Annotated in this window: 13 protein-coding genes; 12 read left to right on the top strand and 1 reads right to left on the bottom strand. The window is 45.2% G+C overall.

What is annotated here, in order from left to right:
- Positions 1-80: 80 nt before the first annotated feature.
- Together LRC_RS01730 and LRC_RS01735 are read left to right on the top strand one after the other, a co-directional pair.
- Entirely contained in the window at positions 81-1,811 is a 1,731-nt protein-coding gene (locus LRC_RS01730; protein WP_014072893.1) for an ABC transporter ATP-binding protein, read from the top strand.
- Positions 1,812-3,668: an ABC transporter ATP-binding protein gene (locus tag LRC_RS01735; protein ID WP_041819810.1), complete on the top strand. Its 1,857-nt coding sequence runs from the start codon at positions 1,812-1,814 to the stop codon at positions 3,666-3,668.
- Between the two features lie 1,055 nt (positions 3,669-4,723).
- On the opposite strand, the gene LRC_RS01750 is transcribed toward LRC_RS01735, so the two are convergent.
- Positions 4,724-5,152, bottom strand: a complete 429-nt coding sequence (locus tag LRC_RS01750) for a GNAT family N-acetyltransferase (protein WP_014072896.1) — start codon at positions 5,150-5,152, stop codon at positions 4,724-4,726.
- Positions 5,153-5,256: 104 nt separating this feature from the next.
- Between LRC_RS01750 and LRC_RS01755 the strand changes: the two genes are divergently transcribed.
- The 10 genes from LRC_RS01755 to LRC_RS01795 all read left to right on the top strand — a co-directional run bounded on the left by LRC_RS01755 (position 5,257) and on the right by LRC_RS01795 (position 15,070).
- Positions 5,257-6,138 carry an alpha/beta hydrolase gene (locus LRC_RS01755; RefSeq protein ID WP_014072897.1) on the top strand — a complete coding sequence of 294 codons (882 nt, stop codon included), beginning with the start codon at positions 5,257-5,259 and terminating at the stop codon, positions 6,136-6,138.
- Positions 6,139-6,232: 94 nt separating this feature from the next.
- Complete coding sequence (locus LRC_RS11490) at positions 6,233-6,373, top strand: hypothetical protein (protein WP_014072898.1); 141 nt, start codon at positions 6,233-6,235, stop codon at positions 6,371-6,373.
- Positions 6,374-6,552: 179 nt separating this feature from the next.
- The gene (locus tag LRC_RS01760; RefSeq protein WP_014072899.1) at positions 6,553-8,325 is read left to right on the top strand and encodes an oleate hydratase; all 1,773 of its coding nucleotides are present in this window, start codon (positions 6,553-6,555) and stop codon (positions 8,323-8,325) included.
- A gap of 155 nt (positions 8,326-8,480) precedes the next feature.
- On the top strand, positions 8,481-9,032 hold the full coding sequence (locus LRC_RS01765) for a LemA family protein (protein WP_014072900.1): 552 nt from the start codon (positions 8,481-8,483) through the stop codon (positions 9,030-9,032).
- 19 nt (positions 9,033-9,051) lie between these two features.
- Positions 9,052-9,945 (top strand): zinc metalloprotease HtpX, encoded by an 894-nt coding sequence (gene htpX / locus LRC_RS01770; protein WP_014072901.1) that lies wholly within the window; start codon positions 9,052-9,054, stop codon positions 9,943-9,945.
- A gap of 150 nt (positions 9,946-10,095) precedes the next feature.
- The gene (locus LRC_RS01775; RefSeq protein ID WP_014072902.1) at positions 10,096-11,463 is read left to right on the top strand and encodes a UDP-N-acetylmuramoyl-tripeptide--D-alanyl-D-alanine ligase; all 1,368 of its coding nucleotides are present in this window, start codon (positions 10,096-10,098) and stop codon (positions 11,461-11,463) included.
- Positions 11,464-11,628: 165 nt separating this feature from the next.
- Positions 11,629-13,122 (top strand): degradosome RNA helicase CshA, encoded by a 1,494-nt coding sequence (gene cshA / locus LRC_RS01780; RefSeq protein ID WP_014072903.1) that lies wholly within the window; start codon positions 11,629-11,631, stop codon positions 13,120-13,122.
- 120 nt (positions 13,123-13,242) lie between these two features.
- A complete protein-coding gene (acpS, locus tag LRC_RS01785) occupies positions 13,243-13,608 on the top strand; it encodes a holo-ACP synthase (protein WP_014072904.1) in 366 nt (121 codons plus the stop codon).
- A 21-nt stretch (positions 13,609-13,629) separates the two neighbouring features.
- Positions 13,630-14,754: an alanine racemase gene (gene alr / locus LRC_RS01790; RefSeq protein WP_014072905.1), complete on the top strand. Its 1,125-nt coding sequence runs from the start codon at positions 13,630-13,632 to the stop codon at positions 14,752-14,754.
- Positions 14,755-14,836: 82 nt separating this feature from the next.
- Entirely contained in the window at positions 14,837-15,070 is a 234-nt protein-coding gene (locus tag LRC_RS01795; protein ID WP_014072906.1) for a hypothetical protein, read from the top strand.
- The last annotated feature ends 22 nt before the right edge of the window (positions 15,071-15,092 follow it).

Consider the following 15,092-nt stretch of genomic DNA (forward strand, 5'->3'; position numbering starts at 1 on the left):
ATATCATGGTAAGTTTAATGAATTTGATGACAAATTCTGATAAATAATGAGCGTTCGCTTGAAAAGAGAGGAATAGCAGGATGTATAAATTACTTAAGAAAAGAGTCTCGTGGCCTGCGATTGCGGCTTCCGTAGCCTTTTTAACGGTTCAGGTAATCTGTGACATGAACCTTCCGTCCCTCACTTCGGATATGATTAATAACGGCGTTGCCAAAGGCGATATTGATTATATCTGGTCGGTGGGTTTTAAGATGCTCGTGGTTGCCGCGATTGGAATGATTGGTTCGATCGGCAACGTCTACATTGCGGCCAAGGTTGCTCAAAAGGCCGGTTCGAGCCTTCGCGGCGACGTTTTTAAACGCGTGCTCGGTTTCGGGAATCAGGAAATTGACGGCTTCAGCACATCTTCTTTGATTACCAGAACGACAAACGACGTTTTGCAGATTCAAAATGTCGTTTTGATGCTTCTTCGCATGATGCTGATGTCGCCTTTGATGGTCATCGGCGCAAGCATTATGGCATATCAAAGCGAAAAAAGACTGACGATGGTCTTTTTGGTTTCCGTTCCGCTGCTTGCGATTGCCATCGGTATCGTCATGCGTTTTTCCGTTCCGTTGTTCAAGAGTCTGCAAGGCAAAATCGACAGAATCAATTTGACTTTCCGTGAAGGACTGACGGGCGTGCGCGTTATCCGGGCATTCCGTCAGGACAAGTTCGAACAGGATCGTTTCAAAGAAGCCAACAAAGACTACACTGAAACAGGGATCAAGGTTTTCAGCATCGTTTCATTGATGTTTCCGATCATGAATCTGATTTTGAACGGAACGAACATGACAATCGTCTGGTTCGGTGCCAAGCTGATCGGCGATAAGACGATGGAAGTCGGCAACCTTGTTTCGTTTATGACGTATGCCAACATGATTTTGTTCAGTTTCATGATGCTTTCGATGGTTTTCGTCTTCATTCCGCGTGCACAGGCTGCAGCTGAACGTTTGAACGAAGTCCTTGATACTAAGTATACGATAACGGATCCCGATGCCCCTGAAAGATTCACGGCAGATGCTCCTTCCGAGCTTGAATTCGACAATGTCGATTTTTACTACGAAGGTGCTGAAAAGCCTGCTTTGGCCAAAACGGATTTTAAAGCTGTCGCTGGTCAGACGGTTGCGATTATCGGTGGCACGGGCTGCGGTAAATCAACTTTGATCAACATGATTCCGCGTTTGTATGATGCGACGGACGGAACGGTCAAAGTCAACGGCAAGGACGTCAAAAAAGTCGCGCAAAAGGATTTGCATGACAAAATCTCTTTCGTGCAGCAAAAAGCAGTTCTGTTCAAGGGAACGATCAGAAGCAACATGCTTTTCGGCAACCCGAATGCGACCGATGAAGACATTTGGCACGCATTGGAAATTGCTCAGGCAAAAGACTTCGTTTCAGAACTTGAAGACGGGTTGGACTCCGTCGTCGAACAGGGTGGCGGCAACTTCTCCGGTGGTCAAAGACAACGTTTGGCGATTGCGCGCGCGCTGATGAAAAAGGCTTCCGTTTATGTATTCGATGATTCGTTTTCGGCTCTGGATTTTAAAACGGATGCCAAGCTTCGTCAGTCACTGCAACAAGATCCTGAAATCAAAAACAGCGTCGTCGTGATCGTTGCGCAACGCGTTTCGACCGTACTTTCAGCCGACGTGATCATTGTCCTGGACGGCGGCGAAGTCGTCGGCAAAGGCACGCACGAAGAACTTTTGAAAACGAATGAAACATATCGAGAAATCGTCAACTCGCAAATCAGAAAGGGGGACATGTAGATGCCAAGAGGTCCAAAAATGAAAGGAAAACCGGAAAAAGCCAAGAATTTCTGGGGGACGACCAGGCGCTTGCTGGCCTATATGAATCCATGGAAATGGGGCATCATTGCAGTCATTGTCTTTGCAATCGGGTCCGTTATTTTCCAAATTGTCACTCCGAAGATTTTAGGGAAGGCGACGACTGAAATCTATAAGGGCGTAATGAGCGGCTATATGCAGATGAAGCTGGGACACGCCGTTTCGAAATTTCCAATCGATTTCACGAAGATCACGCATATTTTGATTACCGTGGCTGTCTGCTATGTCGTCTCTGGGGTGTTGTCCGTTGCGCAACAGCTGATCATGGCCAACATTTCGCAAAAAATCGTTTATAATCTGCGCCGCGACATGAAAGAGAAGATGCAAAGACTTCCAATCAAATATTACGACATGCACTCAAACGGTGACATCATGTCGCGTGCGGTCAACGATATGGACAACATTGGCGGTACGTTGCAGCAAAGTTTGGCGCAGCTGGTAACGAGCGTCGTCACTTTCGTCGGTGTCTTCTTCATGATGCTTTCAATCAGTTGGAAGATGACGCTGATTGCGTGTGTCACGATTCCTTTGAGCTTGTTTATCGTAATGGTCGTTGCTCCAAAGTCCCAAAAACACTTTGCGGCACAACAAAAGAGTCTTGGTATTTTAAACAACCAGGTTGAAGAAAACTATGCCGGACACACGGTTTTGAAGACGTTTAATAAAGAAGACGACATGATCGAGCAGTTTGAGGAAGAAAACGAACGCTATTATCAGGCTTCTTGGAAAGCCCAGTTCATCTCCGGACTGATCATGCCGTTTATGAACCTGATCAAAAATATCGGCTATGTTTTCGTTGCGATCGCCGGCGGAATCGCCGTTGCGCATAAGACGATGGCACTTGGCGACGTTCAGGCGTTCTTGCAGTACGTCAATCAGTTCACGCAGCCGATCACGCAATTGGCAAACCTTGCCAATACGATTCAGGCAACAATCGTGTCTGCTGAAAGAATTTTTGAAGTGCTTGATGAAGATGAGATGAAAGAGCCGACGGAAGTTCTGCCTGATGAAAGAACCGATGCCAAAATCAAGTTTGAACACGTCAAATTCGGTTATTCCAACAAGGAAATCCTGATGAAAGATTTTAATTTTGAAGCCAATCCGGGCAAGATGGTCGCGATCGTCGGACCGACCGGCGCCGGAAAAACGACTTTGATCAACCTTTTGGAACGCTTTTACGAAATCAATGGCGGCGTAATCAGAATGGACGGAATCGATACGCGCAAGATGTCTCGCGACGAATTGCGTTCACACTTTGCGATGGTTCTTCAGGACACTTGGCTGTTTACGGGCACGATTTATGAAAACATCAAGTATGGCCGTGAAGATGCGACCGATGAAGAAATCATGGCAGCGGCAAAAGCAGCGCACGTTGACACTTTCGTGCGTCAATTGCCGAAAGGCTATGATACGATTTTAAATGAAGAAGCTTCAAACATTTCACAAGGTCAACGCCAGTTGTTGACGATTGCGCGTGCTTTCCTGGCAAATCCTGAGGTGCTTATCCTGGATGAAGCAACGAGTTCCGTCGATACCAGAACCGAAGTGCTCATTCAGCGTGCCATGAACAAGCTGCTTGCCGGGCGCACGAGTTTCGTCGTTGCGCACCGCTTGTCAACGATTCGGGATGCCGACAAGATCATCGTGATGAATCACGGCTCAATCGTTGAAACCGGAAATCATGAGAGTTTGATGGAAAAGAACGGATTTTATGCAGATTTGTACAACAGTCAGTTCAATCAAACGGAAAATTTGGGTGATGAACCGGCAACCGTGTAATGACGCGATGACGGAAAAAGTCCCGTGAATCTCTTGAATTAAATGAAATGCCGAACAGGGGCGGTCTGATTGAGACTGACTCTGTCCGGCATTTTTTTGATTTTGATATTATGGAAACCGATTTATTTTTCTTATAGGGTTCTTTTTGCCAAATGTAATGTTGCGCATCGCCTGCTTGATCAGCGCGTGAAGTCGGGATTACGGGCAAAACGGCGATTCTTGGGATTTGCCCGTAAAAGCCAGCCCTCGGTTACGGGCAAAATGGCGATTTTTGAAATTTGCCCGTAAAAGCCAGCCCTCGGTTACGGGCAAAAAGCCGATTTTGGAAATTTGCCCGTAAAATGCAGCCCTCGGTTACGGGCAAAACGGCGATTATTGAGATTTGCCCGTAAAAGCCAGCCCTCGGTTACGGGCAAAACGGCGATTATTGAGATTTGCCCGTAAAAGCCAGCCCTCGGTTACGGGCAAAACGGCGATTCTTGGGATTTGCCCGTAAAACCCAGCTCTCGGTTACGGGCAAAATGGCGATTTTTGAAATCTGCCCGTAAAAGCCAGCCCTCGGTTACGGGCAAAACAGCGATTTTGGAAATTTGCCCGTAAAATGCAGCCCCCGGTTACGGGCAAAACGGCGATTTTGGAAATTTGCCCGTAAAATGCAGCCCTCGGTTACGGGCAAAACGGCGATTATTGAGATTTGCCCGTAAAAGCCAGCTCTCGGTTACGGGCAAAATGGCGATTTTTGGGATATGCCCGTAAAAGCCAGCCCTCGGTTACGGGCAAAACAGCGATTTTGGAAATTTGCCCGTAAAACGTCATTTAAAACAAAAAAGGACTTCTGCGACAATCATTGCCGCAAAAGTCCCATGCGCTCCATCGATGACGGAGGGCCGGCAGCACTCCACAATGCATCCGACCAGGCACGTTGCAATCCGGCAACATTGTACCCCGCTTCGAAAAATGACCACCAGCCGCCGCAGCGGAACAACCGAAGTTGCCTGGTCCCTCTCGACTCATCGCATGAAACCATCATAACGCACTGACGGATTTTTTGCAAGTCAGATTTCCTTGTCCATGCGATGATGGGGGATGCCGACATCAAAAAAACCTTCGCCGATCGTTTTAAAACCGAGTCGTTCATAAAAGGGAGCAGCCTGATCCTGTGCTCCGAGCGTGATCAGCTTGATGCCTGAATCAGAAGCTTTTTCTTCTATAAAGCGCATCAATTCGCTCGCAAGATGCATGCCGCGATATTCCTTGCGGCATGCAACGCGCTGAACGTGCCAGATTCCGGGAGATTCCAGAAAAGTTCTGGCGCAGACGGCGGCAGTCGTTCCAACGTATCCGACAAAATAATGTTTGCCCTCCTCACCTTCGATTTCACGTTCGAACGGAATGTTCTGTTCGGTGATAAAGACTTCATGACGAATCGACAATGCATCCTCATAGGTGGGGCTGTTGGTTGAAGTTGTTTCTTTGACGATCATTTTGTTCACCTCAAGGTTCAAAAAGTCTTAAATAAGTGATAGGCTTAATATTGTTAATATTTTAAGCGCAATCTGAATTTTATTCAATAACAAAGAGGCGGAAAATGGCGAAACATCTGAAGAAAAAAAGAAAAAATATTTTATTGTACGTTGTGACAATGGCGGCGGGGTGCCTTGCAATAATCCTTTTCACGTATCAAAAAATTCAAAGTCCCGTAATCAAGGCCGGACAAGCAGTCGAGAAGAAGTATTCGGAAATGCCGGTGCCGACGCTTTATATTCACGGTTGGCACGGAAATGAAAGGTCGACCGATCAGCTGATCGAATCTGCAGAAGATGAAAAGGGCGCAAAGAAGGTGCTTAAAGTCAAGGTTTCCCCGCAAGGAGCAACGACTTATTCGGGAAAGTGGAATTCAGACGTCAAACATCCTTTGATACAGGTCGTCTTTGAAAACAACGAAGCCGAAATTCCGGATGAAGCCGGTTGGCTGAAGACGATCACCGAAGAGTTAAGGCAGCGTTACGGAATTTCTCGCATTAATATCGTCAGTCATTCGATGGGAGGACCCGTAACGTTATTCTGGGCACTGAATTTGCGCGACAAAAACAGCCCGAGACTGCAGAAATTCGTTCCGATTGCGGGACCGTTTGACGGCGTAATCTTCACGGATGACGTGCCGAACCAAAACAGGATCAGGGAAAACGGGGAGCCGGTCTGGCAAAATGCAGCGTATCAAAGCTATTATGAAAAAAGAGACGATTTTCCAAGAGGAGTTTCTGTCCTGAACATTTATGGCAATTTGGAAGACGGAACCAATTCTGACTATCTGGTGACGAATGCTTCAGCCAGATCTTTGAGATGGCTGATTAAAGATCGTGTCAAATACTATGATGAAAAAATGATCAAGGGACCGATGGCACAGCATTCTAAGCTTCATGAAAACAAACAGGTCGATCGACTCGTCAATAATTTTTTGTTCGATTGACGAGCGTTTTTGCTTGCGATTGCGATTTGCATGATTATAATAGAAGGCGTGAAGTTGATTCACAAGTGGAAATCGCGAAAAGAGGCGAAAGATATTGGCTAAGAAGTTAAGCAAGGAAGAACGCAAGGCAATGGCTCGTAAAGCTTTGGAAGACCGCGCTAAGCAACCTAAGAAGGCATCTGGCTCCGGCTTTGCAAAACTTGATTCAGACGCCAAGAACTTACGCGGATACTAGTAGCGTTGCATCCACTGCTGATGAGGTTCGTAATTTCGAACCTCATTTTTAATTATGTCCAGTATCTTTGAATGCGACATTTTGGGCGATATAATTCTTTTCCAATGAAAGCGCTTAAAAATAATGCTATAATGAGCATGTGTTAATGAAGTACAGTTTTCGTAAACGAGGTGAACAACATGTATCATTCAAACGGAAATTATGAGGCATTTATGGATGCCAGGAAACCCGAAGGCGCAGAAAAAAAGAGCGCATATATCGTTGGCGGCGGTCTTGCCGGACTTGCAGCAGCAGTTTTCATGGTTCGTGACGCGCATATGGAAGGAAAAAAGATTCATGTTTTAGAAGAAGAACCCGTGGCGGGAGGTTCTCTTGACGGAATCAATCGTCCGGAATACGGCTATATCATTCGCGGTGGGCGCGAAATGGAAAATCACTTTGAATGTCTGTGGGACATGTATCGGTCGATTCCTTCGTTGGAGATTCCCGGAGCATCTTATCTCGATGAGTATGCCTGGCTTGATAAGGATGATCCAAATTCTTCGAACTGTCGTCTGATTCATAATCGCGGTGATCGCGTTCCAACGGACGGGCAGTACGGCTTGGGCAAATGCGCAAACGAAATTGTCAAACTTGTGATGACTCCTGAAGACAAGCTTGAAGGAATCAGCATTGAAGATTACTTTTCTGAAGAGTTCTTCAAGACGAATTTCTGGTACTATTGGGCAACGATGTTTGCGTTTGAACGTTGGCATTCGGTAATTGAAATGCGGCGTTATGCGATGCGGTTCATTCATCATATCGATGGATTGCCTGATCTTTCGGCACTCAAATTCAACAAGTACAATCAATACGAATCGATGACAAAACCTCTTTTGGCATATCTCAAAGATCATGGCGTTGACTTTTGGTACGATACGCAAGTTGAAAACGTCATCGTTGAAAAAGACGGTGAACAAAAGGTTGCAAAAAAACTTGTCTACAAGCAGGCCGGAGAGAAGAAAAATCTGGATTTGACGGAAGACGACCTTGTGTACGTCACGAACGGCTCAATCGTCGAAAGCTCAACTTACGGCACGCATCATAAAAAAGCGCCCGTAACGCACAAGCTTGGCGGAAGCTGGACATTGTGGAAGAATTTAGCGGCTCAAGACGAAGCTTTCGGTCATCCTGAAGTATTTTGCGAAAACATTCCGGAGCGCGCATGGTATGTTTCGGCAACGATGACGATCAAAGACGCGCAGCTTGAACCATACTTTGAACGTTTGACCAAGCGCAGCATCCATCAGCACCGCGTAAATACCGGCGGAATCATTACCGTCACTGATTCTGGCTGGGTTTTGAGCTTTACGATTCATCGTCAGCCGCACTTCAAGGATCAAAAGGAAAACGAGACCGTCGTTTGGATCTATGCTTTGTTCTCAGACACGCCTGGCAATTATATCAAAAAGCCGGTCGTTGAATGCACGGGCGAAGAGATTACCCAGGAGCTTCTTTATCATCTGGGCGTTCCTGATGATTTGATCAAGGAATATTCAGGAGAAAAGCACGTTAATACGATTCCCGTTTATATGCCGTATATAACTTCATATTTCCAGATGAGAAAGAAGGGCGATCGGCCCGACGTTGTGCCTGTCGGTTCAAAGAATCTGGCATTCATCGGAAACTTTGCCGAATCACCGACAAGAGATACTGTATTCACGACGGAATACTCGGTCAGAACGGCAATGGAAGCAGTTTACAGTCTGCTCAACGTTGACCGCGGCGTTCCGGAAGTCTTTAATTCCGTTTATGATATTCGCGAATTGCTCAAGGCAACGTACTATTTGAACGATAAGCAGCCATTGGACAAGATGGAGCTGCCGGTTCCGAAGTTCGTTTTAAAAGGTGCTTTGAAGAAAGTTAAGGGAACATGGCTCGAAGAATTGCTTCATGATGCCAAATTAATGTAGTTGTCAATTGGTCCTCGTCGCTTGACGGGGACTTTTTTGCTGGTGGCAAATGATTCGTTTGATAAATTCTTAAATATTTATGAAATATCCAGTTTAACTATATAAAAAATTGGTTTTATTTGATATATTGTTATTCAGGTAAAGGAGGAAAAAATATGGCAGTTATTATTATCGCAGTAATCGTTCTGTTGGTCATTGCATATATTGCAATTTACAACGGATTACAAAAGTCAAAGATTTATACGGACGAATCCTGGAGTCAAATCGACGTTCAGCTGCAGCGTCGAAACGACTTGATTCCTAACCTCGTCGAAGTTACGAAAGGTTATGCAAAACACGAACGCGAAACGTTGTCGCAAGTCGTCGAACTTCGCAACCAATTGACGCAATTGCCTGAAGATGCTCATGCTGAAAAGATGGAAGTATCCAATCAGATTTCAGGCGCATTGAAAAGCATTTTTGCTTTGAAGGAAGCATATCCTGATTTGAAGGCAAATACCGAATTTACCAAGCTGATGGAAGAACTTTCGAATACTGAAAACAAAATTTCATATTCTCGTCAGCTTTACAATTCATCAGTTGCTGCATACAACCAAAAGCTCAAAGTGATTCCTTCAAATATCGTGGCTTCAATTCATGGAATGAAGCCGGTTGATTACTTGAAGACGCCTGAAGGTGCCAAAGAAGCACCGAAAGTTTCGTTTTAAAAGAAGTGAGTGATTTTTAATGTTATATCAGCAGATTGCTTCAAATAAGCGCAAGACGATTTTGGTAATGACATTTTTCATTGCGCTGTTCGGGTTGATCGGAGCAGCAATCGGCTATGTCTATATGTCGAGTATGGCTACCGGAATCATCGTCGCGCTGGTTGTCTGCGGCATCTATATGTTTATTACGATGATGCAGTCGACTGCAATCGTAATGGGGATGAACAATGCGCAAGAGATTACCGACGTGTCGCAAGCTCCTGAAATCTGGCATATAGTTGAAGACATGGCAATGGTTGGTCGAGTTCCGATGCCGAGAGTTTTTATTATCGACGATCAAAGCCCGAACGCCTTTGCGACCGGTCCCAATCCCGAAAATGCAGCGGTTGCGGTCACCAGAGGACTGATGGAGCGGCTGAATCGCGAAGAAATCGAGGGCGTGATCGCACATGAGATTTCACATATCAGAAACTATGACATCAGGCTTCAAACGACCGCTTTGGCGTTGTCATCTGCAATCGTTTTTTTGGCAAACCTTGGTTCGCATGCGATATGGTGGGGGCCAAGAAGAGATGATGATGATCGTGAAGGAAACGGGGTGCTTGACCTTGTTATGATGGTCTTGTCGATCTTGGCGATTGTCCTGGGGCCGCTTGCAGCTTCGTTGGCGCAAATGGCCTTGTCCAGAAATCGTGAATATTTGGCGGATGCATCTGCTGTTGAACTGACGAGAAATCCTCAGGGCCTGATCAGCGCCCTCGAAAAGATCACGAACAGCGAGCCGATGCATGAAGCAGACGCGTCAAGCGCCTCGCTTTACATTGCGAATCCGTTCAAGGATCAGTCATGGACGCACCTTTTTGATACGCATCCGTCAACCGAAAAGCGGATCGAACGTTTGAGAAAAATGTAGCATAAAATCCTTTTTCTGAGCAGTCAGCGAGGAAGAAGGGATTTTTTGTTTCAAAGCGCTAATTAACTATGTTACAATAACATTGGACTGTATTTGCAAACTGCGCTGAATTTGCGCACGGCCAGATTGGCTAGAAAGGAAGAAATACGCATGAAGATGCAATTATCAGAGGTTGCGCGTGCATTAGGCATTGAATCTGAGGATCAGTATGATCAGATTACGATTACGAGCGTAAGTTTCGATAGCCGCAGCCTTGAACAAGGAGCATTGTTTGTTCCGCTTATTGCTTCCAATGACGGACACGAATTCGTTGAAGCTGCTAAGCAAAATGGTGCCTGTGCTGCATTATGGCAGAAAGATCATGAAAACCGTCCGCAAGGAATTCCGTTGCTGATTGTCGACGATACTTTGGAAGCATTACAAAAGATTGGCAAGTATTATCTTCAGAAAATTAATCCGAAAGTCGTTGCAATCACCGGCAGCAATGGCAAAACGACGACCAAGGACATGATTGCTGCCGTTTTGTCCACACAGTTTAACGTGGCCAAAACGCGCGACAATTTTAACAATCACATCGGCGTTCCAATGACTGTGCTGTCGATGGAACCGAATACCGAAATTCTTGTCGTTGAAATCGGGATGGATCATTTCGGAGAACTTGACCATCTGGTTCATTTGGTTGATCCTGACGTTGCCGTAATTACGATGATTGGTGAAGCGCATATTGAGTTTTTCAAAACGCGTGATCGAATTGCCGATGCCAAGATGGAAATCACCCATGCATTAAAAGAAGACGGCGTACTGGTCTATAACGGCGATGAGCCGCTTTTAATCGAACGTGCTGAAAAGCTTGATTTTGAAACCAAAACGTTCGGGACGGGAGCAAATGTCGATTTGCAGGCTCAAAATATCGTAAGCGATGCTGAAAAGACGAGTTTCAGGGTTAAGCAGTGGCCGGAACTGAATTTTACGATTCCGATGATCGGAGCATACAACGTCAAGAACGCATTGGCTGCGCTTTGCGTCGGCTCCGAATTTCAAATTGATCCGCGCAGCATGGTCAAAGCGCTTGAACATTTTGATTTGACCAGGAACAGAACAGAGTGGGTCAAGGCATCAAATGGAGCGGATGTCTTAAGCGATGTTTATAATTCCAATCCGACTGCTTGCGCGGAGGTTTTGACGGCTTTTCAAAATGCTGAAACAACCGGCAGGCGTTACGCAGTTTTAGGTGATATGCTTGAACTTGGCGAGCAGGGACCGAAAATGCATGCAGGCCTTGCTGACAAAATAGACCCGAAAAAGGTTGATGAGGTCTTTTTGTGCGGACCGCTGATGAAAAATCTCGCTGAAGCATTGACTGACAAGTTTGATCAAGGTAAGATTCATCATTATGCGACGGGGGAAAAAGAACAACTTGTTTCTGATTTGAAAGAGCGGCTCCGCTCAGAAGATATGGTGATGCTGAAGGGAAGCCACGGCATTCATCTTGAAGATGTTTTGGCCGAACTCAGGTAGATAATTGTGGAAGAGGCAGTTTTCACTTTAAAAAGGAGAGCTGTCTTTTTATTGTCAGACATCGGATTTTTTTGATGCATCTGATTTGTGCAAATACAGAGCGTGATTCTGTAGTTTTGTGTAGGTGGCTGCATTTTTTTGTGCGGCATAGGAGGAATTATTTTTTTGAAATTTAATGAACTTGGTCTTGAAGAAGACCTTTTAAAGGCAATCAAGCGGAGCGGATTTGAAGAAGCAACACCGATCCAGGAAGCAACCATTCCGCTTGTCTTGGCCGGTATCGACGTTATTGGTCAGGCTCAAACCGGGACGGGCAAAACGGCTGCGTTTGGTTTGCCGATTTTGCAGCATGTCGACGTTAAAGAAGAACACATTCAGGCAATCGTCATATCGCCGACACGTGAATTGGCGATTCAGACGCAAGAGGAACTGTATCGTTTAGGCAAAGACAAACGTGCCAAAGTTCAGGTTGTCTATGGCGGAGCAGATATTCGACGCCAAATCAAGCTTTTAAAGCACGTTCCGCAGATTTTGGTCGGAACGCCGGGGAGACTGCTTGACCATATTAATCGTAAGACTGTCGATTTGTCGCATGTTAAGACGCTTGTTTTGGATGAAGCCGACGAAATGCTCGACATGGGCTTTTTGGAAGATATTGAAGCAATTATCAAAAACGTTCCGGAAGAAAGACAGACGCTGCTTTTTTCCGCAACGATGCCAAAGACAATCCGCTCAATCGGCGAAAAATTCATGCATGAACCGCAAGTTGTCAAGATCAAGGCAAAAGAGCTTACGACCGATTTGGTCGATCAGTATTTCGTCAAAGCGCGCGAATATGAAAAATTCGATATCATGACGCGTATTTTGGACGTACAGGCTCCTGAATTGACGATCGTTTTTGGTCGAACGAAGCGCCGCGTCGATGAGCTTTCCAAGGGATTGGAAGCCAGAGGATACAACGCTGCCGGTATTCATGGTGATCTGACACAACAACGTCGCATGAACATTTTGAAGAAGTTTAAAGAAGGACGTTTGGACATCTTGGTTGCGACAGACGTTGCGGCCAGGGGGTTGGACATTTCCGGCGTTACTCACGTTTATAACTATGATATTCCCCAAGACCCTGAAAGTTACGTTCACCGCATTGGACGTACCGGTCGCGCCGGGCATCACGGCATTTCCGTAACGTTCGTCACGCCAAATGAAATGGAATATCTGCGCGTGATTGAACGTTTGACCAAAAAGCGCATGGAGCCGTTGCGTCCACCGACAGAAAAGGAAGCTTTCATCGGACAAATTTCCAGTGCTTTGGGAGACATCAAGGATCTGGTTGAAAAAACTGAGACCGAAAAGTATGAAAAACAAGCAAATGAGCTTTTGGAACAGTATGATGCGGTCGAACTTGTCGCGGCATTGCTGAATGAAATGACCAAAGATGATGCCAGTTCTGTTCCTGTCAAGATTACGCCTGAGCGTCCTCTTCCGAGAAGAAAGAGTTCAAACAAGAAGTTTTATGGTCCTCGAAACAGAAACGTCAAGGGATCAAAGCGCAAGGGATACTATAATGATCGGAAAAACGGTCGGGACAAAAAATATGATCGAAGCAAGCGTCAAGAAACAGGCAAACGCAACTTTACGATAAGAAACAAGAAGGACTAAGCAGGTCGGAATCGCAGATTTGACAAAAGTGACCGCTTTTTCTGAATTTTCTTTAAGGTTTCTTGATTTTATCCGGTATGCTTTTGTAAAATTGACACATGATTGTTTTGGAGGGAAAAAATGATTTATGGTCTTGGAATTGATCTGACCGATATCGACCGAATTCGCCAAGCTCAAGAAAAGCGACAAACGTTTGCCGGCAAGGTCTTGACTCCTGGCGAGCTTGAGGTTTTTGAGCGGTTGAATGATAAAAGACGTTTTGAATATTTGGCTGGACGATTCTCGGCCAAAGAGTCTTACGGCAAGGCGCTTGGAACCGGAATCGGCAAAGAGGTTTCGTTTCAAGGAATCGAGATCCTAAATGACGCTTTGGGAAATCCTTACGTTAATTCTCATCCTAAACAAGATGAGTTGATTGCGCACGTTTCGATTTCGCATACGGATACGTGCGTAATGACTGAGGTAATCTTGGAATCGAAAAAATAATTTTTGAGGGAAGATGAAATAATGGTTGTTGGAATTCATCGCAATGCCAAGGCCGTGATTGACCTTGATGCTATAAAACACAATATTGAAATTGAAAAGAAGCGGATGCGTGACGATCAGAAGCTGTTTGCCGTGGTGAAAGCAAATGCTTACGGACATGGAATGATTGAGGTTGCCAGGACGGCCAAAGAAGCTGGTGCAAACGGCTTTTGCGTGGCAATCATCGATGAGGGCATCGAACTCAGAAATGCAGGGTTTGATGATTTGGTTTTGATTCTTGGCGTTTGTCCGGCTGAACAGTCAAATGTGATTGCTGCAAACAATCTTTCGGTTGCCGTCGGAGATCTGGATTTTCTTGAAAATGCAAAACCGCTGTTAAAAGCGCAAGGGCTGAAGCTTAAAGTTCATCTGGCATTTGATACCGGGATGGGAAGAATCGGATTCGTCAATGGAGAAAAAGTTCATGAAGCAGAAGCATTCATGAAGGAAAACAGCGATCAGTTCGAATTTGAGGGAATTTTTACGCACTTCGCCTGTGCAGATACGAAAGATGATTCGTATTATAAAAAGCAGCTTGAAAAATTCAATGAGTTGAAGGATGCGTTGGATGATTTGCCGCCTTACGTTCATGTTGCAAATTCCGCAGCCTCGATGTGGCATGATGATTGCGGCGGAAATGCCGTTCGTTACGGGATTACGATGTATGGCCTCAATCCGTCCGGGAGAGAGTTGGAACTTCCTTGTGAAATCAAGCCTGCTTTTACGCTTGAAAGCGAGCTTGTTTCGGTAAGGCTGCTTGAACCGGGAACAGGCATTGGGTACGGCAAAACATACACCGTTGACGAGCCGCAATGGATCGGGACCGTTCCGCTCGGGTATGCCGATGGTTGGCTAAGACGCATGCAAGGGTTCAAGGTTTTGATCAATGGCGAATATTGTCAAAGTGTCGGACGTGTATGTATGGACCAATTTATGGTAAGATTACCCTATGAGATGGAAAAAGGAACGAAGGTGACGCTGATCGGCGAAAACGGAGGCAAGCGCATTACCGCGCAGGACGTTGCCGATTATGCCGACACGATACATTATGAAATTCTTTGCTCCGTTTCAGAAAGGGTTCCAAGGGAATTTATTAAGAAATATTAAAATGACTATCTATTTTTTGCAGATTATTCATATCTTCATGTTAAAATTTTCTTAATATTTAAGATGCAGGAAGTGATTTGCGATGTTTAACAATGATAATCAGGTTGCAGTTGTTTTGAAATATAGCGATTTATATGAAATTTGCGACTTCTATGATGTTAGTCCTGGAGAAATTTCTGATAATCCTTGCTATGCTAGATACATTGCGGATCATCACTCAGATCTTCAAAACTTGATCAGTGGCTATGTCGAAATGGGTGAAATCAACCGGGATATCTGTAATGATTTCTATTATGCGTGTGCGACAAGAATTTGACGACAGTTGTATGATATAGAAA

It is taken from the genome of Ligilactobacillus ruminis ATCC 27782, from assembly GCF_000224985.1.
GTDB classification, from domain to species: Bacteria; Bacillota; Bacilli; order Lactobacillales; family Lactobacillaceae; genus Ligilactobacillus; species Ligilactobacillus ruminis.